Annotated in this window: 23 protein-coding genes; 6 read left to right on the forward strand and 17 right to left on the reverse strand. The window is 69.4% G+C overall.

The window, feature by feature from the left end:
- Positions 1-21: 21 nt before the first annotated feature.
- The 4 genes from AC1DMQ_RS21015 to crcB form a co-directional block, all read right to left on the reverse strand.
- The gene (locus AC1DMQ_RS21015) at positions 22-2,622 is read right to left on the reverse strand and encodes a glycosyl hydrolase 115 family protein (protein ID WP_477035497.1); all 2,601 of its coding nucleotides are present in this window, start codon (positions 2,620-2,622) and stop codon (positions 22-24) included.
- Between the two features lie 131 nt (positions 2,623-2,753).
- Positions 2,754-2,960 (reverse strand): hypothetical protein, encoded by a 207-nt coding sequence (locus AC1DMQ_RS21020; RefSeq protein WP_477035498.1) that lies wholly within the window; start codon positions 2,958-2,960, stop codon positions 2,754-2,756.
- 60 nt (positions 2,961-3,020) lie between these two features.
- Positions 3,021-4,010: an RluA family pseudouridine synthase gene (locus tag AC1DMQ_RS21025; RefSeq protein WP_477035499.1), complete on the reverse strand. Its 990-nt coding sequence runs from the start codon at positions 4,008-4,010 to the stop codon at positions 3,021-3,023.
- Entirely contained in the window at positions 4,007-4,393 is a 387-nt protein-coding gene (gene crcB / locus AC1DMQ_RS21030; protein ID WP_477035500.1) for a fluoride efflux transporter CrcB, read from the reverse strand. The genes AC1DMQ_RS21025 and crcB overlap by 4 nt, the downstream gene beginning before the upstream one ends.
- Positions 4,394-4,545: 152 nt before the next feature.
- On the opposite strand from crcB, the gene AC1DMQ_RS21035 reads away from it, so the two are divergent.
- Positions 4,546-5,694 carry an energy transducer TonB gene (locus AC1DMQ_RS21035; RefSeq protein ID WP_477035501.1) on the forward strand — a complete coding sequence of 383 codons (1,149 nt, stop codon included), beginning with the start codon at positions 4,546-4,548 and terminating at the stop codon, positions 5,692-5,694.
- Positions 5,695-5,835: 141 nt separating this feature from the next.
- The gene (locus AC1DMQ_RS21040; protein ID WP_477035502.1) at positions 5,836-7,077 is read left to right on the forward strand and encodes a hypothetical protein; all 1,242 of its coding nucleotides are present in this window, start codon (positions 5,836-5,838) and stop codon (positions 7,075-7,077) included.
- Here AC1DMQ_RS21040 and AC1DMQ_RS21045 read toward each other — a convergent pair.
- From AC1DMQ_RS21045 to AC1DMQ_RS21065, 5 genes are all read right to left on the reverse strand, one after another.
- Positions 7,074-7,586, reverse strand: a complete 513-nt coding sequence (locus AC1DMQ_RS21045; protein ID WP_477035503.1) for a CC0125/CC1285 family lipoprotein — start codon at positions 7,584-7,586, stop codon at positions 7,074-7,076. The two genes, AC1DMQ_RS21040 and AC1DMQ_RS21045, sit on opposite strands and share 4 nt — an antisense overlap.
- 20 nt (positions 7,587-7,606) lie before the next feature.
- The gene (locus AC1DMQ_RS21050; protein WP_477035542.1) at positions 7,607-8,446 is read right to left on the reverse strand and encodes an RluA family pseudouridine synthase; all 840 of its coding nucleotides are present in this window, start codon (positions 8,444-8,446) and stop codon (positions 7,607-7,609) included.
- Between the two features lie 120 nt (positions 8,447-8,566).
- Positions 8,567-8,788 carry a hypothetical protein gene (locus tag AC1DMQ_RS21055; RefSeq protein WP_477035504.1) on the reverse strand — a complete coding sequence of 74 codons (222 nt, stop codon included), beginning with the start codon at positions 8,786-8,788 and terminating at the stop codon, positions 8,567-8,569.
- Positions 8,789-8,864: 76 nt separating this feature from the next.
- A complete protein-coding gene (locus AC1DMQ_RS21060) occupies positions 8,865-9,635 on the reverse strand; it encodes a hypothetical protein (RefSeq protein WP_477035505.1) in 771 nt (256 codons plus the stop codon).
- Entirely contained in the window at positions 9,632-10,933 is a 1,302-nt protein-coding gene (locus AC1DMQ_RS21065; protein WP_477035506.1) for a replication-associated recombination protein A, read from the reverse strand. Before AC1DMQ_RS21065 ends, AC1DMQ_RS21060 begins: the two co-directional genes overlap by 4 nt.
- Before the next feature lie 34 nt (positions 10,934-10,967).
- On the opposite strand from AC1DMQ_RS21065, the gene AC1DMQ_RS21070 reads away from it, so the two are divergent.
- Positions 10,968-11,387, forward strand: a complete 420-nt coding sequence (locus AC1DMQ_RS21070) for a VOC family protein (RefSeq protein WP_477035507.1) — start codon at positions 10,968-10,970, stop codon at positions 11,385-11,387.
- Here the strand turns inward: AC1DMQ_RS21070 and AC1DMQ_RS21075 are convergent.
- The 7 genes from AC1DMQ_RS21075 to AC1DMQ_RS21105 all read right to left on the reverse strand — a co-directional run bounded on the left by AC1DMQ_RS21075 (position 11,384) and on the right by AC1DMQ_RS21105 (position 17,337).
- Complete coding sequence (locus AC1DMQ_RS21075) at positions 11,384-12,781, reverse strand: tetratricopeptide repeat protein (RefSeq protein ID WP_477035508.1); 1,398 nt, start codon at positions 12,779-12,781, stop codon at positions 11,384-11,386. The two genes, AC1DMQ_RS21070 and AC1DMQ_RS21075, sit on opposite strands and share 4 nt — an antisense overlap.
- 83 nt (positions 12,782-12,864) lie before the next feature.
- Positions 12,865-14,286, reverse strand: a complete 1,422-nt coding sequence (locus AC1DMQ_RS21080) for a Do family serine endopeptidase (protein ID WP_477035509.1) — start codon at positions 14,284-14,286, stop codon at positions 12,865-12,867.
- Positions 14,287-14,413: 127 nt separating this feature from the next.
- Entirely contained in the window at positions 14,414-15,661 is a 1,248-nt protein-coding gene (locus AC1DMQ_RS21085) for a TCR/Tet family MFS transporter (protein WP_477035510.1), read from the reverse strand.
- Positions 15,658-16,179: an SRPBCC domain-containing protein gene (locus AC1DMQ_RS21090; RefSeq protein WP_477035511.1), complete on the reverse strand. Its 522-nt coding sequence runs from the start codon at positions 16,177-16,179 to the stop codon at positions 15,658-15,660. Before AC1DMQ_RS21090 ends, AC1DMQ_RS21085 begins: the two co-directional genes overlap by 4 nt.
- Positions 16,176-16,505, reverse strand: coding sequence for an ArsR/SmtB family transcription factor (locus AC1DMQ_RS21095; protein ID WP_477035512.1), 330 nt, complete (start codon positions 16,503-16,505; stop codon positions 16,176-16,178). The genes AC1DMQ_RS21090 and AC1DMQ_RS21095 overlap by 4 nt, the downstream gene beginning before the upstream one ends.
- Positions 16,502-16,876 (reverse strand): MmcQ/YjbR family DNA-binding protein, encoded by a 375-nt coding sequence (locus tag AC1DMQ_RS21100; RefSeq protein ID WP_477035513.1) that lies wholly within the window; start codon positions 16,874-16,876, stop codon positions 16,502-16,504. Before AC1DMQ_RS21100 ends, AC1DMQ_RS21095 begins: the two co-directional genes overlap by 4 nt.
- A gap of 8 nt (positions 16,877-16,884) precedes the next feature.
- Positions 16,885-17,337 (reverse strand): VOC family protein, encoded by a 453-nt coding sequence (locus tag AC1DMQ_RS21105; protein ID WP_477035514.1) that lies wholly within the window; start codon positions 17,335-17,337, stop codon positions 16,885-16,887.
- Between the two features lie 123 nt (positions 17,338-17,460).
- On the opposite strand from AC1DMQ_RS21105, the gene AC1DMQ_RS21110 reads away from it, so the two are divergent.
- Positions 17,461-17,889, forward strand: coding sequence for a hypothetical protein (locus AC1DMQ_RS21110; protein ID WP_477035515.1), 429 nt, complete (start codon positions 17,461-17,463; stop codon positions 17,887-17,889).
- A 4-nt stretch (positions 17,890-17,893) separates the two neighbouring features.
- Here AC1DMQ_RS21110 and AC1DMQ_RS21115 read toward each other — a convergent pair whose 3' ends face one another.
- Complete coding sequence (locus AC1DMQ_RS21115) at positions 17,894-19,144, reverse strand: alkaline phosphatase family protein (RefSeq protein ID WP_477035516.1); 1,251 nt, start codon at positions 19,142-19,144, stop codon at positions 17,894-17,896.
- Between the two features lie 158 nt (positions 19,145-19,302).
- On the opposite strand from AC1DMQ_RS21115, the gene AC1DMQ_RS21120 reads away from it, so the two are divergent.
- Entirely contained in the window at positions 19,303-20,208 is a 906-nt protein-coding gene (locus AC1DMQ_RS21120) for an ABC transporter ATP-binding protein (RefSeq protein WP_477035517.1), read from the forward strand.
- Complete coding sequence (locus AC1DMQ_RS21125; RefSeq protein ID WP_477035518.1) at positions 20,198-21,013, forward strand: ABC transporter permease; 816 nt, start codon at positions 20,198-20,200, stop codon at positions 21,011-21,013. The genes AC1DMQ_RS21120 and AC1DMQ_RS21125 overlap by 11 nt, the downstream gene beginning before the upstream one ends.
- The last annotated feature ends 6 nt before the right edge of the window (positions 21,014-21,019 follow it).

The raw sequence follows: 21,019 nt of genomic DNA on the forward strand, positions 1-21,019 counted from the left end.
GCGTCCAGGTCAACTGGACCGTCAGCGCTCGTCGACGATCACCTTCTCCAGCACCACGTTGTCGTCCAGGCGCCAGACCTTGACCACGCGCCGGCCGGCGGCGACGCCGTCGAAGCGGGCCTCCACCGTATGGGCGTTGTCCTTGACCGCGGCCACCCAGGCGACCTGGGCCGGGGTCGCGGCCGCGCCGGCGGTCGGGAGCAGGCTGGCCATCACCACCTGGACGGGCCCGTCGTCGATGGAGACGCCGATCCGCATCCCCTTGCCGCCCGTCGTGTCCAGGGTGGGGGCCAGGCGCAGCCCGATCCGCACGGGACCGGCCTTGGCGACCGAGACGCCGTACTCCAGCCGCACGCCGTCGCCGGTCGCGGTCGAGGGGCGGCCCTGCGGCAGTGCCACCACCGCGTCGCCCTGGCCCAGATCGGACAGCACCGTCCAGGCCAGGCCCTTGCCGCCGACCGCGCGGTCGAACTTCGCGGCTTCGAGGACGACGACCTTGGGATCGCCCCGGCTGGGCGGCGCGAACTTGATCTCGGCCTTCAGGCGCTCGGGCGGGGTGTCGGCCGACACCCGCATGACGCTGGGCATGGTCTGCTGGCTGGGGTCGTTCCAGATCACGTAGCTCATGTGGACCTGGTTCATCATCCCGGCCCACTTGCCGCCGTTGCGGCTGTGGTATTCCGCCGTCAGATCGGCGTCGCGCTTGAACGTCGCCTCCACCTGGCTGGCGAAGTAGTTGGCGCGGGCGTCGTTCTTGGAGGCCAGGCGCCGGTTCCAGGCGGTGGCGTAGTACATCTCGTAGAGGTTGGAGAACGCCAGCACCGGATATTCCACCAGCTGGAAATAGGCCTCCTGCTGGTCGGGGCGCAGCCGGGTCTTGATCGCCTCGACCTTGGCGACCAGCGCGCGCCAGTCCTCGATCATCGCTCCGAACTCACCGCCGTCCAGCACCGGGCCCATGCCTTCGCCCAGCGGGAAGGTGTCCTGGTCGATCAGCTCGGGTTTGCGCCGCGAGGCGTAGACGCCGTAGGTCGCCATGACCTCGCCGATGTCCGGACCCAGCGCCGCGCCGAAGGTCTCGCCGGCCCATTGCCGCGGATAGGCCTCCAGGGCCTGGGGCGTCATCGCCTCGGGGTTCCAGGCCATGTGCATGAAGAAGTCGAGCGGGTATTCCAGCGGCTTGATGTCGCCGACATTGACGATCCACAGGTTCCGCGCCCCGCGCTCGTAGGCCAGGTCCATCTGCTGCCAGATCTTGACCACCTGGTTGGTGTTGATCCACTTGTAGTTCCGCGGCCCGCCCACATAGTCGAAGTGGTAGTAGACGCCGTAGCCGCCGGCCCGATCGATGGGGTCGTGGCCGCCCAGCGAGGCCGCCACGGGCAGGCGCCGGATCTGGCCCCAGTTGTCGTCGGCGAACAGCAGGGTCACGTCGTCGGGCACCCGCATGCCGTGGTCGTAATAGTCCTGCACCTCCTTGTAGAGCGCCCAGACCTGGGGCGTCTTCTCGGGCGGCTTGCCGGTCACCTCGGCGATGATCTTGCGCTGGTCGGCCACCACCTTTTCCAGCAGCTGGGTGGCCGTTCCCTCGGCCATCGCCTCGTCGCCGTCGCCGCGCATGCCCACGGTCACCAGGCTCTCGTAGGGCGTGCCGTCGCCCTTCGACATCATCCGCTCGATGCCGCCGCGCCAGAAGGTTCGCAGGTTGTCGCCGTTGGTCGTGTAGTCCCAACGCCCGCCGGTGACCCCCTTGTCGGTGTTGCGATGCCACTCGGCCTGGGCCCGGGTCATCGGCTCGTGGTGCGAGCTGCCCATGACCACGCCCATCTCGTCGGCCAGCACCTTGTTGCGCGGATCGTCGTCGTTGAACGCCTTGGGCGCCCACATGGCCGGCCACAGGTAGTTGCCCTTCAGGCGCAGGGTCAGCTCGAAGACATGGGCGTAGAGGTCGGCGTTGATGCCGCCGAACTTGGCCTTGGCCCAGCCGCTGAACGCCGGGTCCTCGTCGTTGATGAAGAAGCCGCGATACTTCACCCGGGGATGGTCGGCCCGGGCGCCGGCGGTCAGGAACAGGTCCTTCTTCCTGGCGACTGGCACGTCGGCCCACCACGACCAGGGCGAGACGCCGATCCGTTCGGACAGGTCGTAGGCCCCGTAGACCGCGCCTCGCCGGTCGGCGCCGACGATGACCAGGGCGCGCGGGACGCCGGGCGCCGGGCGCTCGACCACCACCTGCCGGAAGCCTTCCCACTGGCCCGCGAGATCCTCGACCTTCAGCTTGCCGCTCTTGACCAGGGCGTCGATGGCCGGGCTCGAGCCGAGCACGCCGATGATCACCGTGGGACCGTTGGCCTTGGACAGATTGGAAAGCTTGGCCGCCTCGCCGCCGCCGACCTTGCCGAGGTCGGCCCGCAGGCCCTCCGCCGCATGCCGCACCGCCGGGTCGGCCGTGGGGTCCACATAGACCGACACGGGCTGTCCGCCCCGGATCAGCGCCAAGCTCGTCGATTTGCCCGTCGCGCAGACGCTGACCGGCGTGTCGCACGCGAACGCCGCCGGAGCGACGGCCAGGGCCAGGACGAGGCTCCAGGCGCCTCGGGTCAGAATGGGATGGGTCCGCACGCTTCCTCCTGGGCCTGATCAGCCCAGGCCTGATCAGCTAGGGGGCATGTCGGCCGAATTATGATCTGACCAATCAAGACCAGAGGTCAGACCATATCAGCGCGCGCGGATCGCACAAGGCTTGGCCGCCCCTACCCCGCCGCGTTCAGCTTGCGCTCGACCGCCTCGACCAGCTCCTTGACGTCCTGGTGCTTGCCGTTCTTGAAGGCGATCCGCGTGCCGGCCTTCAGCGGGCCCATCAAGGGGCCCTCCGTGGGGACGGGCGCGAAGCTGAGGACCTCGACCGTATTGATCGAGACCGGCGAGTCGTCCGGACGCGTGAAGCTGACGAAAGCCATGAAACCCATCCCTCAAGGTTGAGGAATGAGCTTTTCACAGCCAAAAGGCGCGCTCAAGCGCTAGCGGCGCTTGGTCTGCCGGCGGGCGAACGGGTCCTGATCGGCCTCGTCTTCCGAGAAGCCGAACTTGGCGAAGCCGGCCTTCAGCTCGGGGCTGATCGGCGCCTCGATGAACAGCATGCCGACCGAGGGGTGCGGCAACATCACCGAGCGGGCGTGCAGTTGCAGCTTCAGGCCTTCCGACAGCTGGGTCGACTTCTCGTCGCTGTACTTCGGATCGCCCAGGATCGGGTGGCCGATGGCCTTCATGTGGGCGCGCAGTTGGTGCGTGCGGCCGGTGTGCGGGCGTAGCGCCATCCAGGTGACGCGCGGACCGGCGCGGCTGATCGAGACGAACTCGGTCTCGGCCGGCTGGGCGTCCTGGTCCTTGGGTTCGGCCGGCACGACCAGCTCGCGGTCGCCGACGCCGCGCTTGGCGAGATGCAGCTCGATCACGCCCTCGGTCGGGTGAGGATTGCCCTGGACGATCGCCCAATAGGTCTTCTGCGCCTTGCGCTTGGCGAACGAGCCCGACAGACGCGCGGCGGCGGCCGGGGTCTTGCCAAGCAGCAGCACGCCGGAGGTGTCGCGGTCCAGGCGGTGGACCAGCTTGGGCCGGTTGACGCCCTCGCCCCAGGCGCTGAGCAGCTTGTCGATGTGGTGGGTGGTCTTGGTGCCGCCCTGCACGGCCAGGCCGGCGGGCTTGTTCAGCGCCAGGACTTCCTCGTCCTCGTACAGCACCAGCGACTTGGCGAAGGCGATGTCGCGCTTGGACAGTTCCTGCTTGGCGTCCGGATCGGGCGCGTCGGGCAGCGGCGGCACGCGCACCTGCGAGCCGGCCGCCAGCTTGGTGTCGGCCTTGACCCGAGAGCCGTCGACCCGGACCTGGCCTGAGCGGAACAGCTTGTTGAGCTGGATGTGGTTCAGGTGCGGCCAGCGGCGCTTGAACCAGCGGTCCACCCGGACGCCGTCCTCGCCATTGTCCACATAGAGGGTACGAACTTCTTTCATGCCGCGAAGATCCTGCGGGCGATCAAGAGGCCCGCGAAAAGGGCCGCCACGGACAGGATCACGCTGGCGGTCGTATAGGTAAAGGCCTGGGCGTAGGCGCGCTTCTCGATCATCAGCGCGGTCTCCAGCGAAAAGGCCGAAAAGGTGGTGAAGCCGCCCATGACGCCGACACCGAGCAGGACTCGCCAGTGTTCTTGTTGCGCGCCGCCCCGCAGGGCCAGCCAGGCGGCCAGAAGGCCCATCAGCAGTCCGCCCGTCAGGTTGACGATGAAGGTGCCGTAGGGCCAGTTCGATCCGAACAGGCGCAGGGCCTGAACACCCACCAGATAGCGGGCGACGGAGCCAACGGCGCCTCCGACGGCTACGAGGAGAAGTTTGGTCATCGCGCCCTTATGCGCCGGGCGGCCGCGAACGCCAAGCCACGCCTGAAGCCGCGTCGCGAAACCGAACGCCGAAGCGGCTTGGACGGCGCGTGGGCGATTGTCACATGGTGTAACCATAGGTAGCATCATTTGCACGTCGTCGAGAGAATCCCATGTCGCTGCCGCGCGTGATCGCCCTGAGCCTGCTGATCGGTTCTCCCGCCTACGCCACGATCCCCCCGCCCCCCTCGCCCAAGGGGTTCGAGGTGACGGTCTTCGACCCGCTGCCCCGCGAGGCGACCTGCGTCGGCGGCCAGTCATTGCGGGTGATCGAAGCGGCGGCGCTGCATCCCCGGGTCGGGGCGGCCTACAGCGAACCGATCGTGGTCACCGCCGACGCGCCGCCGGTGGCGGCGAAGGACTCGCCCGACGAGGTGCTGACATTCTCCGTCAACGCCGAGGGCCAACCGCTCAATATCCGCCGCCTCACCACGAGCCCCGGCTTCGCGGATCCCGACACTGTGATCGCCGCCCTGGCCGGCTGGCGGTTCGAGGCCGGCGCGCCCCTCTCCGGCTGCCGGGTGTCTATCCCCACGCACCGCGCGCCGATCGAACAGGCCAGCCGCACCACCCTGTTCGAGATCATCGCCTTCGACCGCCGCAACACCCCGCCCGCGGTTCGCGAAGCCATCTCCAAGGCCGGCAACTGCGGGGCGGCGCCGCGCCGCCTGCCCAAGACCATCGCCTATCCGGACCTGCGCCGCTTCAACGGCCGCGATCGGAACCCGGCCTGGGCGGGCGTGGTCTACGACATCGATGCGGACGGAACGCCGCGCAACGTCCGGGTCGACAGCCAGGGCGGCGATCCGGCCCTGGCCGACGGAGCCGCCGCGGCTGTCGCCGGAAGCCGCTACCAGCCGGGCAGACCGGTGCAGGCCTGCTATGTGACCTTCGCCGCCGAGCCCCGCGAAACCCCAGCCCCGCCGCGCCCGAAGACCGTCGCCAAGCTCCCTGAAGGCGAGACCCCAGCGAACGACTGTCCCGTGACCCAGGCGCAGCTGAACCTGCCGGCGTTCAAGAACTATCCCCGCGCCTACGCCGCCCGGAAGGTGGCGGGCTGGGCCCTTCTGAGCTTCGACGTCGCGCCGTGGGGCCAGGTCGGCAACATCCAGGTGATCGACTCGCAGCCCAGCGCCGCCTTCGGCCAGGCGGCCCTGAGCATGCTGTGGACCGCTCGCCCGAAGCCTCCCGCCGAAGGTTACAGGGGCTGCATAGTGCCGGTTGTTTACAATATTCCCGACCCAGAGCCGATATTCGACTGATCAAGGGCTCCAAAAGGCCCGGGAAACGTGCATTTCGACGTTTAGACACCTTGCGGTAACCTAGTTTGCAAACCGTGTTCCTGCACCGAGCGTTAAGGCTGTAAAAGGCATCCTATGGGCTCCTCCCGCGCCAAGGCCAACATGCCCTTCGATTCGAGCCATAGCGACGACCGCAATGAGCATCTGGCTCTCAGCGGACCCGTGCTCCAAAGGCTGGCGGGGTCCGAGCTGATCGCGCGCGGTTCGGTCAACATCATCAGCGTCAGGGCCATCCGCCGCTGGGCCGGCGACTGGTGGGACAAGAAGCGCGTCGACGTCTGGACCTATGTCGAGCGCAAGCTGGCCGAACACCTGGACCGCAGCGACCTGCGCGCCCGGATCGGCGAGGAAGACTTCCTGATCGCCATGAACAACGACCAGGGCCTCGCCGCCCAGGCCACCAGCGTGCGCATCCTCGAAGACGTGCTGACCCATCTGCTGGGCGCGGCCGAGCCTGGCGACCTGGGCGTGCGGTCCGTGATCGGCGTCGAGGCCGGCGGCGTCGTCTGCCGTCCGGTCGACGCGGCCGTGGTGCTGGCCGCCCGGGCCCGCCGCGACTCGACCCGCTCGCCCATCCGCTTCGACATCGATCCGCTGGAAGAGACCCGGCGTACGCCGGTGGCCTTCACCACCGCCGGCGGCGCGGCCCTGCGCGTCGACTTCACGCTCGAGCACGTGATCAGCCTCAAGCGCAACGTCGCCACGGCGGTGCGCATCGAGCCGGTGGTCACCCACCTGGGCTCGGGCAAGCAGATCAGCGCCCGCGCTGTCTCGCGTCTGCCCGACCGCGACGCCGCCTTCATCGACGAAGCGGCCCTGAAATACGCCGCCGTCTTCGCCCGCTCCTCGCAGGGCCACGACCGGCCCGACCTGATCGTGCCGGCCTCGTTCCGAACCCTGGGCACCCAGCGCGGTCGCGACATGCTGACCGGCACCTCGGGCCTGTCGCTGGCGCTGCTGCGCGGCGGCATCATGATGGAGCTGGTCGACGTCACGCGCGGCACGCCCGCCGGTCGTCTGCTGGAAGTGGTCGGCCTGCTCAAGGCCCTGACGCGCGGCGTGATCGCCCGCGTGCCGCCCGAGAAGGAAGCGCTGCGCGTGCTGCGCGACGCCCGCCTGCAAGGCCTGACCCTGGACGCCAGCGACCTGATGGGTCCGGCCGAGAAGATCGCCGCCGACATCATGGCCTTCGGGCGCGACGCCAAGGGCCTGGCCCCGATGGTCGCCCTGCAAGGCCTTCCCGCGGAAGGCTACTTCGCCGCCGCCGAGACCGCGGGCCTGACCCACGCGGCGCTGCGCGCTGCCCACCCGATCAGCTCGACGGCTAAAAAGGCGGTCGGCTAGACCGCCGCGCGGCCCTCGCCGACCGTGCGGACGATGGCGCGGGCGTCATAGACGTCGGCGCCGCGAGGCGGCTGGCCCTTGCCGAACACCACTTCCATCGAGCTGCTCACGGCCGGTTTGGGCCCGAGGTTGAAGCTCGTCCCGACGCCGAGACCGACCGAACTGCCGCCGCCGTGCCGGCCATAGTCGTAGCTGCTGGTGCCGCCGCCGATCGACAGGGTCGAGCCGCTGTTCGAGCCGGTCTGCTGTGTCACGCGGTCGGCGACCCGGAACCAGTCGTAGCCGTCGCGCAGGGCCAGCTCGGCCGAGCGCAGCAGGACATAGTCCGAAACCTGGTTGATCGGCGCGCCGGGATTGCCCTGGAACGTGACGCGATATCGGCCGTCTTCCAGGCGATATTCCGAGTAACCGGCCCCGCGCGCCGCGGTCTGCGGCGCATAGAGCGTCGGCGCCGTGGTGCAGGCGGTCAGCATGGCGGCGGAAAAGGCGAGTATGATCAGGCGTTTCATGGGGAAATCTCCTGCCAGGCTTAACGAGTTTCCTGGCGTCCCTGTTCCGGTTTGGCCTGTTGCGGAACCTCAAGGCCCAGCTTAGCCAGAACCGTGAGCATGTCGTCCGGAATCGGCGCGCCGATCCGGCGCTCGCCGCCATCGGGATGGGGGAAGACCAGATTGGCCGCGTGCAGCATCAGGCGCGGCACGGGCGCTCCGCCCAGCATCAGCGCCCCGCCATAGCGGCTGTCGCCGGCGATCGGCCGTCCGATCGAGGCCATGTGGACCCGCAGCTGGTGCATGCGGCCGGTGTCGGGGGAGAGCTCGACCAGGGCAGCGCCCTCGGTCGAGGCCAGGGTGCGATAGCGGCTGCGGGCGGTCTCGGCGTCGGGGTGGTCGGCCGCGCAGACCCGCATATAGGCCTCGCGCCCGATCGACTCCCGGCGCAGGGGGCTGTCGATCTGGCCGCCGCGCGGCTCGGGCGCGCCCGGCGTGACGATGGCCAGATAGGTCTTGCGGAAGCGCTTGCCCATCAAGGCCTTGCCCAGGAAGGTCGCCGCCGGCTTGGTGCGGGCGGTCAGGATCACGCCCGAGGTGTCGCGGTCCAACCGGTGGATCAGGCGCGGCCGCGGCCGGTCCCGTCGCGCCAGGGCCCACAGCAGGTCGTCCAGCGTATGGGCCTGGATGCGTCCGCCCTGGCTGGACAGGCCGGCGGGCTTGTTCAGCACGAAGACGCTGTCGTCCTCGTGGATGACCAGCGACTTGGTGAACTCGATCTCTTCGGGGGTCAGGACGACCGGCGTGTCGGAAGCCTTGGGCTTGGCGACGCCGGGCGGCGTACGGAAACGGGCGCTCTTGGCCGAAGACTTGTTACTCAGGGGGATGGCTTTCGCGACGCCGGGCTTGGAGATCGTTGAGTTCACGCTTGAGGACAAGACCGTAGAGCCCGACGCCGATCCCGATGGGCCCCAAGATGTAGATTATGGCTTCAAGCGGCGTCATGCCTTGTCTCCACGAGGCGCAATGTACCACGCGAGGGTATGGAAGACGAGCGCGAGCCCTATGGACACGTAGCTGGCGGTCTTGAACCCGGCGCCCTTGACGTAAGCCTCGATGAAAGAGGCGCCCATGATCGCGTAGGCATAGGTGGTCAGGTTGGCCGTGAAGAGCTTCAACCGCGCCTGCACATCGGCTTGCCGCTGAACCGGATCCTGCGTCATTCGCCTGCCCTCCGAGCGCTGTCCCGAGATCAGGATACACGACCGTAAAACGAGAACAAACCATAAACAACTCTTCCTATACGCGTTCCTTCGGCGCGATCCACAACGCCCGGCCATTCAGGAACAGCCACAGCAGCATCAGTCCGGCCGGCGCCAGCGCCCAACCGCCGCGCGAGGCGACGCTGGTCAGCAGGAACACCGCGAAGGCCAGCGGCAGGGCGTAGACCGCGTTGGCCGCGATCGAGGGCCAGTGCGGCGGTCGGGTGAACACCAGCAGCGGCCCGGCGCTCCGGCGGCGGAAGATCAGCGGCGGCAAGGCCAGCAGCAGGGTGACCGTTGCGATCGGGATCATCGCCACCAGCGCGCCGGCCAACGGGATTTCCAGAGCGTCGGACCATTCGGGCAGCTGTTCGCGGTAGAACCGGTGCAGCGGATCGGCCGCCAGCCCCGCCAGGATCGTCGCCAGGGCCAGCAGCGCCACACCGCCGACCACCAGGACGTTCCTCTGGGTCCGCAGCAACCGCGCCCCGAACCGCGCCGTCAGGACCGCGACGATCGCCGCGCAGACGCCAAGGCTGAAACAGGCGTAGGCGAGGTCGGCATAGAGCCATTTGTGGGTGGCGTACTTGGCCTGCAGCGCCCCGAACCGGGCGGTGGCCTGCTTGAAGGCCTCGGCGTCCGGCGCGCCGAAATAGAGCGCGCCACGCAGCTGCCGCAGTTCGGCGAAATAGGCGTTGGAGTCGGTATGCCAGGGCGTCGCGGCGGCCCGTCCCAGCAGGACGACGCCGGCCAGCAGCAGCAAAAGCGACAGCACGGCGATCACCCGGACCGCGAGGGTAAGCCTCACTTGCCGTCTCTCCGCAGGCGGTTCCAGGCGTCCAGCCGTTCCTTGACCTTGGCCTCGGCTCCGACCGGCTTGGGCTCGTACAGGGTCGGCCGCTCGATGCCGTCCGGGAAGTAGTTCTGGCCCGAGACCCCGCCCTCGACGTCGTGGTCGTAGGCGTAGCCGTCGCCATAGCCAAGGGTCTTCATCAGCTTGGTCGGGGCGTTGAGGATGTGGGCCGGCGGCATCAGGCTGCCGGTCTCCTTGGCCAGGCGGCGGGCGGCCTTGTAGGCGTTGTAGACGGCGTTGGACTTCGGTGCGCTGGCCATGTGGACCACCGCCTGGGCCAGGGCCAGCTCGCCCTCGGGGCTGCCCAGGAAGTCGTAGGCGTCCTTGGCGGCCGTGGTCAGCAGCAGGCTCAAGGGGTCGGCCGCGCCGATGTCTTCGGACGCCATGCGCACCAGGCGCCGGGCGATGAACAGCGGGTCCTCGCCGCCCTCCAGCATCCGCGCCAGCCAGTAGAGCGCCGCGTCCGGATCGCTGCCGCGCACCGACTTATGCAGCGCCGAGATCAGGTTGTAGTGCTCTTCGCGGTTCTTGTCGTAGGCGGGGCGGCGCTTCTGCAGGAACTGGCCCAGCTGGGTCGGGTTCAGCGGCGTGTCGGTGCCGATGGCCAGCAGGGTCTCGGTCAGGGTCAGCAGGTAGCGGCCGTCGCCGTCGGCCATGGCGACCAGGGTCGAGCGGGCGTCGGGGTCCAGCGGCAGCTTGCGGTTCTCGGCCGTCTCGGCCTTGACCAGCAGGGCCTCCAGCGCCTCCTCGTCCAACCGTTTCAGCACGAAGACCTGGCAGCGCGACAGCAGAGCGCCGTTCAGCTCGAACGACGGGTTCTCGGTGGTCGCCCCCACCAGGGTGACAATCCCCTCCTCCACGAACGGCAGGAAGCCGTCCTGCTGGGCGCGGTTGAAGCGGTGGATCTCGTCGACGAACAGCAGGGTGCTCTGCCCCGCCTGGCGACGCATGCGGGCCTGCTCGAAAGCCTTCTTCAGGTCGGCGACGCCGGAGAACACCGCCGAAATCTGCATGAACTCGTAGCCGCCGGCCTTGGCCAGCAGGCGGGCGATGGTGGTCTTGCCGGTGCCGGGCGGCCCCCACAGGATCATCGAGGCCAGGCGATGGGCCGCGGCCATGCGGCCGATCGGGCCGTCGGGCCCCAGCAGGTGCTCCTGGCCCACCACCTCTTCGAGGGTCTGGGGACGCAGGCGGTCGGCCAGCGGCGACGGCGCGTGGGGCGTCAGGCCGGCGGCTTGGAAAAGATCGGACATGGGCTAGGTTTACTTAATCGCGGAGGGAACCACCATGACCAACGAAGGCGATCCCACTCGGGGGCCGACGACCGGCGTCACCCCCTATCTTTCCGTCGTCGGCGGCAAGGCCGCCGTGGACTTCTACAAGCGCGCGTTCGGGGCCGAGGAGGTGTTCCGCAACACCGCCGACGACGGCGAGCGCCTGCTGCACGCCCGCCTGCTGGTCAACGGCGGCTGGGTGATGATGTCGGACCATTTCAGCGAGATGCGCGGCGGCGCCCCGGCCCCGACGCCGGCCGCGGTGACGCTGCACCTGGAGGTCGACGACGCCGACACCTGGTGGAGCCGGGCGCTGGAAGCCGGCGCCACGGTCGCCTACCCGATCGCCGACCAGTTCTGGGGCGACCGCTACGGCCAGCTCCTCGACCCGTTCGGCCACACCTGGTCGGTCGCCTCGAAGATCAAGGGCTAGGGCGTCACGCCGTAGCCGGCGAACTCCTTGTCGATGTCCGGCTGAGCCTTGCGGGCGGCGACGAGATCGAGGTCGCCGGCGGCCTTGGCGCCCTGCCGACGCTTGGCCAGGCCCCGCCCGAACAGCGACGCGGCCTGGTCGGGCGCGGTCTTGAGGGCGGCGTTGTAGTCGGCGATCGCGCCGGCGAGGTTTCCCTGCCGCAGCTTCACGAACCCTCGGCTGTCGAGGATGGCGGCGTTGCCGGGCGACAGCTTCAACGCCGCCTCGCAATCGGCCAACGCCTTGTCCAACTCGATATTGCCCAGGCCCCGCGCCCAGCATCGGTCGTTGTAGAGCCCGGCCTGGTCCGGCTCCCGGGCGATCAGCACGTCCAGGTCCTTCAAGGCCAGATCGTAGCGGCCGGCCTCCTGGTTGAGCGTCGAGCGCAGGTGGCGGGCGCTGTAGCTTTCCGGCCAGGCCTCCAGCGCCTTTTCCGTGTCGGCCATGGCCAGGTCGCCCTGCCCCCAGGCGCGGCGGCGTTCGGCCCGAAGCTCGTAGGCGAAAGTGTCGTCGGAACTCAGCGCCAGGGCCTTGTCGATGTCGGCGAGGAAGGCCTCGCGTTGGTCCTTCGGCGTGATGCGGGCCCGGATGATGTAGGCCTCGGCGTTCGGCTCCAGGGCCAGGGCGCGGTCGATCTCGGCCCGGGCCTTGTCGATCTTGCCCAGCCGCGCCAGGGCGCCGGCATAGCCGGAATGGGCGCGCGCGCTGTTGGGGGCGTGGGCCAGCCAGGCCTGGTAGTTCTCCTCGACCGCCTTGTCGTTGCGCTGCGCGCTGAGGATCTCGCCCCGCAGGCCGTAGACCGCGACCATGTCGGGATCCAGCTCCAGCGCCTTGGCGTAGTCGGCCAGCGCGGCCGGCATCTCGCTGTCGACCTCCGAGGCCTGGCGCACATGGGCGCGCCGGCGATAGGCGTCGGCGCTCTTGGGCTTGAGCGCGATCAGGTCGTCATAGACCGCCGTCGCCTCCCGATAGCGCCCGCCCTCCAGCAGCGTCTCCGCCTTGGTCTCCAGGAAGCGGTCCCGCTCTATCCGCGGCTCCAGCAGAGCCAGGTCCGCCAACGCGGCGTCCGTCTCGCGCAGCCGCGACAGGACCAGCACCCGGAAGTATCTTGCCGTATCGTTGGTCGCGTCCTGCTTCAGGGCGGCGTCCAGGCTTACCCGCCCGCCCTCGAAATCATCCGCTTCGACCTGACGGAGAGCCTGGGCATAGAGCGCCTCGGCCGTTCGCCGGGCCTGGGTCTCGGCCTTGGACGGAGGCGGCGCCTTGGGCGCGGCGGCCAGAGCCGCGCCCGCGCAGGTCAAGCCCGCACAGGTCAAGAACGTCAGCGTCGCGCCGACGATGATGGATTTACGCACGCCCCCTCCGGATCATATCCGTCGCCCCCGCGACTCGAACCGTTCCGGTTGTAGCGCTCCGCCTTGCGGCTTGCGAGGCCTAGCTAGGCCCGCAGCCGCGCCGTGATCCGCTGGCCGTTGCGCTCGATGGTCACCGTCCAGGTCGCGGCCCCGGCGTTCGACACCGCCGCCAGGTCGGCGGTGGTGTTGATGGCCTTGCCGTTGACCTCGCGGACGAAGTCGCCGGGACGCAGGCCGGCGTTCAGGGCGAAGCCCTGGCCGATCTTGGTGACCAGCACCCCGCGACCGGCGAAGGGGTCCACGCCCAGCTCTTGCGCGGCGGCCGGTGACAGGTTGACCACGGTGGCGCCGTCAAACGGGCTGCGGCCCTTCAGCACCCGCTCGTCCTTGGCAGGCGTCTCCGGCGCGGCCTCGGCGCGCAGGGTCAGGGTCTGTTCCTTGCCATTGCGGTTGATCAGCACCGAGACCCGGTCGCCGACCTTGTGGGTGCCGATGGCGAAGGCGCCGCCGCCCTCGTCGTTCACCGCCTGGCCGTCGATGGACAGGATCACGTCGCCGTCGCGGATGCCGGCCCGGTCGGCCGAGCCGCCGGGATAGACGTCGGAGATCACCACGCCGCGCGGCGCGGCCAGGCCCAGGCTGCGGGCGATGTCGCCGGTGACGGGCTGGCCCTTCACGCCCAGCCAGGGCCGCACCACGCTGTGGCCGCCGCCCAGAGCGGTGTTGACCACCTGGCGCACGACCGACGCCGGAATGGCGAAGCCGACGCCGCTGGACGAGCCCGAGCGCGAGATGATGAAGGTGTTCACCCCGATCAGATCGCCGTCCATGTCGACCAGCGGACCGCCGGAATTGCCTGGATTGATCGCCGCGTCGGTCTGGATGTAGCTGCCGAACTCGGCCGCCCCGACGTCGGTGCGGGCCAGGGCCGAGACGATGCCGTTGGTCACCGTCTGGCCGACGCCGAACGGGTTGCCCAGGGCCAGGACCAGGTCGCCGACCTCCAGCTGCTCCTGGTCGTCGATGGCGATCACCGGCAAGCGCTCGCCCTTGGTGTCGATCTTCAGCACCGCCAGGTCGGAGCGCGGGTCGTCCAGCAGCACCGTGGCCGGGAACTCCCGGCGGTCGGCCAGCTGGACCGTGATGTCGCTCATGTTCTCGATGTTGTGGTGATTGGTGATGATCACCCCGTCGGCGCGCACGACCGCGCCGGAGCCGAGCGAGCCCTGCACCTGGTCGCGGGTGGCGCCGCCGCCCCCGCCCATGAAGAAGTCCCAGAACGGATCGACGCGCTGGCGCACCACGCGCTTGCTGGCCACGTTGACGATGGCCGGAGCCGTCTTCTTCACCACCGGCGAGAACGAGGCCTTCATCGACATCGGGTCGGACGGCACTCGGCGGGTCGGCTGGGCCAGGTCCGGGATGGTCTGGGCCTTCGACGGCCCCTGCGGCGAGCAGGCGGCCAACAGGGCCAGGGCGGGAAGCACGACGCGATAGGATCGCATGGGTTCTAAGCGACTCCGTGGAAATTCAGCCCGCGAGATCAGTCCAGCTTTCGGGCGCATTGATGGCGGCCAAGGTTCGGGATTTGGCCCTTTCGGTTCAACCCGTCCTGGCGCTAGTCAAAGAGGGTCAGGCGGCGCTCGGTTCCACCGCCACGGGACGGGCCACGCGGATCGCCAGGACCGTGGCGCCCAGCAGCAGGGCCGCGGCGATCAGCACCGGCAGGCCGGGCATGTGCAGGGTCGCGTCGTGGCGGACCGCCCACGCAAACGGCAGCAGATACAGCGCCGGCCCGACGATGGCGGTGACGCCCATCATGGCGGAGTTCGCCCCCTGCAGCTGGCCCTGCTCCCAAGGCTGGACGCGGCGGGTCATCAGGCCCTGCAGACCGGGCTGGATCAGGCCCGAGAAGGCGAAGATCGGCAAACCGCACAGATACAGCGCCCCGGTCGGGGCCAGGCCGTAGATCATGAAGCCGACGCAGCCCGAGAACAGGCCGATCAGCAGCGCCCCGCGCTCGCCCACCCGCTTGACCACCGGTCCGACCACGAAGCTCTGCAACAGGATGCCGGCGATGCCGCTGCCCATCAGGGTCAGGCCGATCACCGCCGTCGACCAGTGGTAGCGGAAGCCCATGTACAGCACGAAGACGCTGGGCAGCACGTTGTGCGCCAGCTGAAACAGGAAGCCGACCCCGGCCAGGCCCAGCAGGTCGGGCTTGCTCTTCAACAGGTTCAGCGAGCCCAGCGGATTGGCCTTGCTCCAGTCGAAGCGATGGACGCGCTTCTCGGGCGGCAGCGATTCCGGCAGGACGAAGAAGCCGTACAGCCAGTTGCACAGGGCCAGGCCCGCGCAGACCAGGAACGGCAACCGATGGTCGAACTGCCACAGCCAGCCCCCCAGGGCCGGGCCGAAGGTGAAGCCGACCCCGAACGCCGCGCCCATCAGGCCAAAGCCCTTGGCCCGATCCTCGGGCTTGGTGACGTCGGCCACATAGGCCCCGGCGGTCGAGAAGCTGGCGGCTGTCATGCCGTTGAACACCCGGCCGACGAACAGCCACCAGATGGTCGGGGCGAACGCCATGAACAGGAAGTCGACGCCCAGGCCGAAGATCGAGGTCAGGATCACCGGCCGGCGGCCCCAGCGGTCCGACATCAGGCCCAGGATCGGCGCGCAGAAGAACTGCATCACGCCCCAGGTGGTGGCGAACAGCACCACCCACAGGGCGGTCGAGGCGGTGTCGCCGCCGTTGAAGCGCTTCATCAGCTCGGGCAGCACGGGGATCATCACCCCCAGCGACAGCACGTCCAGGCAGGCGGTGATGAAGATGAAGCCGAGGGCGGCCTGTCGGTGTGTCCTGCCGATGGTCTTGGTCATGCGTCGCCCTCCCTGGCGCGTTCTTCCCCAATTTGGTCTTGTATGGCCATAGCCGTTCGATTGGCGAGACCTGTCAGCAGCGTGCGCCACCACTCGGCGTGACGCTGCAGGAACACCGCGTCGGGGAAACGATGGCGGGCCACGTGCTCGGTCGGCACGGTGTCCCAGCCGCGATGCTCGACCGTGACACGGGTCTCGTCTCCCACCGGCTCGAAGCGGACCTCGACCTCGGTGTCCATGCCGGGCGCGAAGCTGGCCTGACGCCAGCCGAACACCAGCCGCTGGCCGGGGTCCCAGACGCGGACCGGGCCGATCTCGAACACCTTGCCGGACGGCAGGCGCTCGACCAGTCGGGTCCCCTCGCCCGCCCCTTCAAAGGCCAGCACGCCCGGCGAGCGCGGCGTGAACGAGAACAGGGCGTTGGGCTTCCACCAGGCGCCGATGTCGGCGGTGAACACCTCGAACACCCGCAGGGGCGCGGCCTTGATGCGCAGGGCGACCAGGACCTTGGAGCTCACGCGCCGCCCTCTTCGATGTGCGCCTTCAGCGCCAGGAGCTGATCGCTCCACAGGCCCTCGGCGGCCTCGGCCCAGGCCTTGAGCTCGGCCATCGGCGCGGGGCGCAGGGCGTAGACCCGCACCCGGGCGTCGAACGGCGGATGGGTTTCCTCGACCAGCCCGGCGTGGCGCAGGGCGCGCAGGTGACGGCTCATGGCCGGGGGCGACAGGCCGGCGGCCCGGGCCAGTTCGCCCGCCCGGCGCGGACCCTGGCGCAGCAGGTCGACGGTCGCCCGTCGATGCGGGTCGGCCAGGGCCGCCAGGGTGGCGTCGAGCGAGGCGCTCATGCCCCCCCGCCAGACAAAGAGGGGGCAGCGGCCCGACCGGCGTCGAGCAAGGCGATCTGCCGCCTGTTGGCCTTCAGCCGCCAGGCGGCCTCCAGCGCTCCACGCAGGGTGGGCTCGTCGGCCTCGGCCAGCACCACCAAGGTCGCGCCCTTCAGGCCCCATGCGCCCGGCACGGGCCGGAACACGGTCGGTTCGACGCCGACGATGACGTCCTGATGCTCGCGAGTCAGCTGAACCATGCCGAAATTGGCGTTGGGATAGCCCAGGGTCGCGAAGATCCGGCCGACCCGGAAGTCGACGGTGCCCATGTGCGAGCTCTCGACGGCCTCGGGCAAAGCCAGGGCCAGGCGGCGGAAATCGTCCTGGGTCATCGACGCCGTCACGCCCAGCCCTTGACCACCTTCAGGCCGGACTCCGCCTCGGCCTCCTCCACGCTCACGGTCCGGACGGGCGCGCCCACGGTCCAGAAATGGCCTTCCGGATCTCGGCAGCGATAGGTGCGGTCGCCGTAGAACTGGTCCGCCGGCTCCATCAGGATCTCGGCCCCGGCCGCCCGCGCCTGCTCGCAATGGGCGTCGATGTCGCCCTCGAGATGGATGTGGACGGTCTGGGTGTTGAACCCGTCGATCGAGGCCGGGCTCTTGTGCTGGGCGGTCCATTCCGAGCCGATCATCACCAGGCTGCCGCCGAAGCTCATCTCGGAGTGCGCCACGTTGCCCTCGTTGTCCTCGATCAGCATCACCAGCTCGAAGCCGAACGCCGCTTCCAGGAATTTCAGCGCGGCCCTGGGGTCGCGATAGCACAGGGCCGAGGTCAAGGCGGTGCGGATCATGGCGAAGCTCCGTTTCCGATATCGTCAATATTTAACGCATATCGAAACTATCTAAGCAAGCGGCGCCGTCACAAATCCGCCGCCGTTCAGCCGAAGGTTGAAGACTTTCGACGGAGACTCACGATGATCCCGCTGCCCGCGACGCCCGCTCCCGAGCCAGCACATATCGCCGTCGCCGCATGCGCCCACCAAGGCGGAGCCGAGGCGGTTTCCTTCGACCAGCTTCCCATCGCGCTTCGCATGGACCTGAAGACCCGCGCCCCGGAACTGTCACCGGCCGGCGGTCCCTTCAACGCCACCGACATCGGGGTCGGACCGCGCACGCGCTTCATCGCCGCCGTCCGCTACAAGGACCGCTACCTCGTAGCCTACGAACACGGCGGGCGCGGCTATCACGTCGATCTGCTGACCTACAACGCCAGCTTCGCCGACGACGCCTATGCCGGCCCGCTGGCGCGCCACATGGCCTTCGACAAGCCCGACTGCGCGGCCCTGGACGAAGCGATCACCGCGCCCCTGCCCGCAGTGCCCTACATGGGACCCAACTGGTAGGCGGTCAGCGCAGCGCCGGTTTCACCGGCCCCAGCGCCCCATCGCCCTTGTCGCCCTTGACGCCGATCAGCCGGGTCAGCAGCGGATAGACATCGACATTGTCGAACACCGGCAGCACCACGCCGGGCTTGAAGGCCGGACCATGGGCGACGAAGACCGCTCGCATGGCGGGGTCGAACGGGTCGTAGCCGTGGGCCCCGCCGTCGCGCGGATGCTCGGCCCAGCGCTTCTTGATCGCGCTGGCCGTGGCGAAGTACCAGCCGCGCTCGGCCAGGCAGACGATCGGCGGCACGCGAGGATTGGTCCCATAGCCGTAGCGGGCCGGGATCTTGCCCTTCTCCCAGCAGGTCAGGTGCGGATGGGGCTTCAGCATCGCCGCCTTCACCTCGGCCTCGAAGCCCGGCAAGGCGCGCACGCCGACCACCGAGCCGGTGCTGACGAACTTGACCTTGGCCGGATCGACCAGGGTCGCCACGTCGACCAGACCGCTGAGCGGCTGGGACGCCATGCCGTGGTCGGCGACGACGACGATGTTGGTGGTCTCGTACAGGCCCCTCGCCTTCAGACCCCCCACCAGCCGGGCGATCACGGCGTCCACCCGGGCGGCCGCGGCGTTCACCTCCGGCGAGTCCGGGCCGTAGTGATGGCCCTCGGTGTCCGTGGCGTCGAAATAGAGCGTGGCCAGGCCCAGCGGCGGGCTCCTGGCGTCGATCCAGGCCAGCACCGTGTCGACCCGGTCATCATAGGCCAGCTTCTCGTCATAGGCCTTCCAGTAGCTGGGCCGCACGCCGTCGATCGCGGCCTCGGAGCCTGGCCAGAACAGGACGCCGGCATGCACGCCCTGCTGCTCGGCGCTGACCCAGATCGGCTTGGCCTGGTTCCACCAGCGCTCGTCGCCGACCGCGTCGTGGTTGGACATCTTGAAGTCCACGCCCGGGACCTCGTCGGCCTCCAGCGTGTTGTTGACCATGCCGTGGTGGTCGGGCCGCTTGCCCGTGACCAGGGTGTAGTGGTTCGGGTAGGTCAGGGACGGGAACGAGGGCCGCATGGCCCCGCGCGCGCCGTCGGCGGCCAGGGCGTTCAGGGTCGGGGTGTTTCCCCGGTCCAGATAGTCGGCCCGGAAACCGTCCAGCGAGATCAGGATCGTCAGGGTCGACTTCTGGGGCGCCTTGGCCTGTTCGGAAGGCTGCGCCGTGGCGCAGGCGCTCAGCATCAGAGCCAGGACCACGGCCATCCAGCGACCCATGACGACCATCTCGCACCTCGTACTCGGACTGTCGCCCTATAGCCCAGTCTCGTGACGGCTCGCCACGCATGACCGCGACTTAACTTGGCGGGACTCGGTCGCCCGGCCATAGTCGCCGCATCTTTTCAGGGAGTCGCCCGCATGACCGCCGCCGGAACCTGCTCCGCATGAGCTTCGCCCTGGAGGCTGACGGCCTCGTCAAGACGTACGGCGCGGTAAGGGCCCTGGACGGCCTGTCGCTGCGCATCCCGGCCGGCGGCGTGTTCGGCGTGCTTGGCCCCAACGGCGCGGGCAAGAGCACCCTGTTCCGCATCGCCCTGGGCCTGGTGCGCTCGACCGGCGGCACGGCCCGGCTGTTCGGCGCCCCGGCCGGCCAGACCTCGTCCCTGCGCCGCGTGGGGGCGATGATCGAGACCCCGCGCTACCAGCCCTATCTGACCGCGCGCGACGTGCTGCGGATGCTGGCCATGGAGAGCGGCGCGACCGGCTCGGCCGACATCGACTACTGGCTCGAGCGCGTGGGCCTGGGCGGCGCCGCCGACCGCAAGGCCGGCACGTTCTCGGTCGGCATGAAGCAGCGCCTGGGCCTGGCCGCGGCCTTCTTCACCCGCCCCGAACTGGTGATCCTGGACGAGCCGACCAGCGGCATGGACCCGGCCGGCATCCAGGAGATCCGCGCTCTGATCCGCGACCTGGCCGACAAGGAGGGCGTGACGATCATCCTGGCCAGCCACCAGTTGGACGAGGTGCGCCGGGTCTGCGACCGGGTGGCGATCCTCTCCAAGGGCAAGCTGGCCGCCGAGGGCGACGTCGAGGCTCTGACCGGCGGCAAGCCGCGCCTGCGCCTGACCGTCTCGCCGGTCGACAAGGCCCTGGCGGTGCTGGGCGACAAGGGCGAGCCCGACGGCCAGAACGCCGTCCTGGCCGATGTCCTGCGGTCCGAGACCCCCGCCCTGATCCGCGCCCTGGTCGAAGCCGGGGTCGAGATCACCGAGGCCCGCTGGCGCGAGGCCGACCTGGAAAGCGCCTATCTGGGCGCCCTCGAACCGAAGGATCTGGTCGATGCTCGCTGACGCCATCGCCGCCGAGCGCTTCCGCCTGTCCCGCGACCGGGTTTCGCTGTTCTGGGGCTTCGCCTTCGCGCCGCTGATCGCCATGCTGTTCAGCATCGCGATCGACATCTTCACCCGCATGGTCCTGCACCGGACCATCCCCGGCGAGACGACCGACCTGGCCAACCGGGCCATGGGCGCGGTGGCCGGAGCCTCGGGGCCGTTCACCGCCCTGTTCCTGCTGATCGGCGCGGCCGCGATCTTCGCCGGCGACTATCGCTGGGAGACCTGGCGCCTGGTCACCCCGCGCAACAGCCGGACCAACCTGCTGGCCGCCAAGCTGATCGTCTTCGCCGAGGTCGCCGCCTGGAGCCTGCTGTTGACCGCGATCACGGCCGTGCTGGCCGGACTGTTCGGCAGCATCGCCAATCACGCGACCCTGGTGGGACCGCGAGCCGGCCCCGCCTTCGTGGGCCAATATGCCGGGGTCATGCTGGTGACCTGGCTGGAAGTCCTGCTGATCGGCGGACTGGCCGCCCTGATCGGCGTCCTGACCCGCTCGACGATGGGCGCGGTGATCGCCGGGCTGGTGATCGTGTTCGTGCAGTCGACCCTGGCCGCCACCCTGCACGCCACCACCTGGAAGAGCCTGCTGATCCCCGCCTATGCCGGACGCGTCCTGAAGACCTTCCTCGCCGCCCCCGCCGAGGCGCGGCCCGACAGCGGCCCTGCCGGCCTGGCGCTGGTGTTCCTGCTGGTCTGGTTCGCCCTGCTGGCCGGCGGCGCGGTGGCGCTGTTCAGGCGCCAGGACCTGACCAAGGAGTAGCGCCTC

Source organism: Caulobacter sp. 05L422 (assembly GCF_056397765.1).

Coding starts and splice junctions, on each gene's coding strand:
- AC1DMQ_RS21020 (WP_477035498.1), bottom strand. CDS start 2,960: ATGGCTTTCGTCAGCTTCACGCGTCCGGACGACTCGCCGGTCTCGATC.
- AC1DMQ_RS21025 (WP_477035499.1), bottom strand. CDS start 4,010: ATGAAAGAAGTTCGTACCCTCTATGTGGACAATGGCGAGGACGGCGTC.
- crcB (WP_477035500.1), bottom strand. CDS start 4,393: ATGACCAAACTTCTCCTCGTAGCCGTCGGAGGCGCCGTTGGCTCCGTC.
- AC1DMQ_RS21035 (WP_477035501.1), top strand. CDS start 4,546: ATGTCGCTGCCGCGCGTGATCGCCCTGAGCCTGCTGATCGGTTCTCCC.
- AC1DMQ_RS21040 (WP_477035502.1), top strand. CDS start 5,836: ATGCCCTTCGATTCGAGCCATAGCGACGACCGCAATGAGCATCTGGCT.
- AC1DMQ_RS21045 (WP_477035503.1), bottom strand. CDS start 7,586: ATGAAACGCCTGATCATACTCGCCTTTTCCGCCGCCATGCTGACCGCC.
- AC1DMQ_RS21055 (WP_477035504.1), bottom strand. CDS start 8,788: ATGACGCAGGATCCGGTTCAGCGGCAAGCCGATGTGCAGGCGCGGTTG.
- AC1DMQ_RS21065 (WP_477035506.1), bottom strand. CDS start 10,933: ATGTCCGATCTTTTCCAAGCCGCCGGCCTGACGCCCCACGCGCCGTCG.
- AC1DMQ_RS21070 (WP_477035507.1), top strand. CDS start 10,968: ATGACCAACGAAGGCGATCCCACTCGGGGGCCGACGACCGGCGTCACC.
- AC1DMQ_RS21080 (WP_477035509.1), bottom strand. CDS start 14,286: ATGCGATCCTATCGCGTCGTGCTTCCCGCCCTGGCCCTGTTGGCCGCC.
- AC1DMQ_RS21085 (WP_477035510.1), bottom strand. CDS start 15,661: ATGACCAAGACCATCGGCAGGACACACCGACAGGCCGCCCTCGGCTTC.
- AC1DMQ_RS21095 (WP_477035512.1), bottom strand. CDS start 16,505: ATGAGCGCCTCGCTCGACGCCACCCTGGCGGCCCTGGCCGACCCGCAT.
- AC1DMQ_RS21100 (WP_477035513.1), bottom strand. CDS start 16,876: ATGACCCAGGACGATTTCCGCCGCCTGGCCCTGGCTTTGCCCGAGGCC.
- AC1DMQ_RS21105 (WP_477035514.1), bottom strand. CDS start 17,337: ATGATCCGCACCGCCTTGACCTCGGCCCTGTGCTATCGCGACCCCAGG.
- AC1DMQ_RS21110 (WP_477035515.1), top strand. CDS start 17,461: ATGATCCCGCTGCCCGCGACGCCCGCTCCCGAGCCAGCACATATCGCC.
- AC1DMQ_RS21115 (WP_477035516.1), bottom strand. CDS start 19,144: ATGGTCGTCATGGGTCGCTGGATGGCCGTGGTCCTGGCTCTGATGCTG.
- AC1DMQ_RS21120 (WP_477035517.1), top strand. CDS start 19,303: ATGAGCTTCGCCCTGGAGGCTGACGGCCTCGTCAAGACGTACGGCGCG.
- AC1DMQ_RS21125 (WP_477035518.1), top strand. CDS start 20,198: ATGCTCGCTGACGCCATCGCCGCCGAGCGCTTCCGCCTGTCCCGCGAC.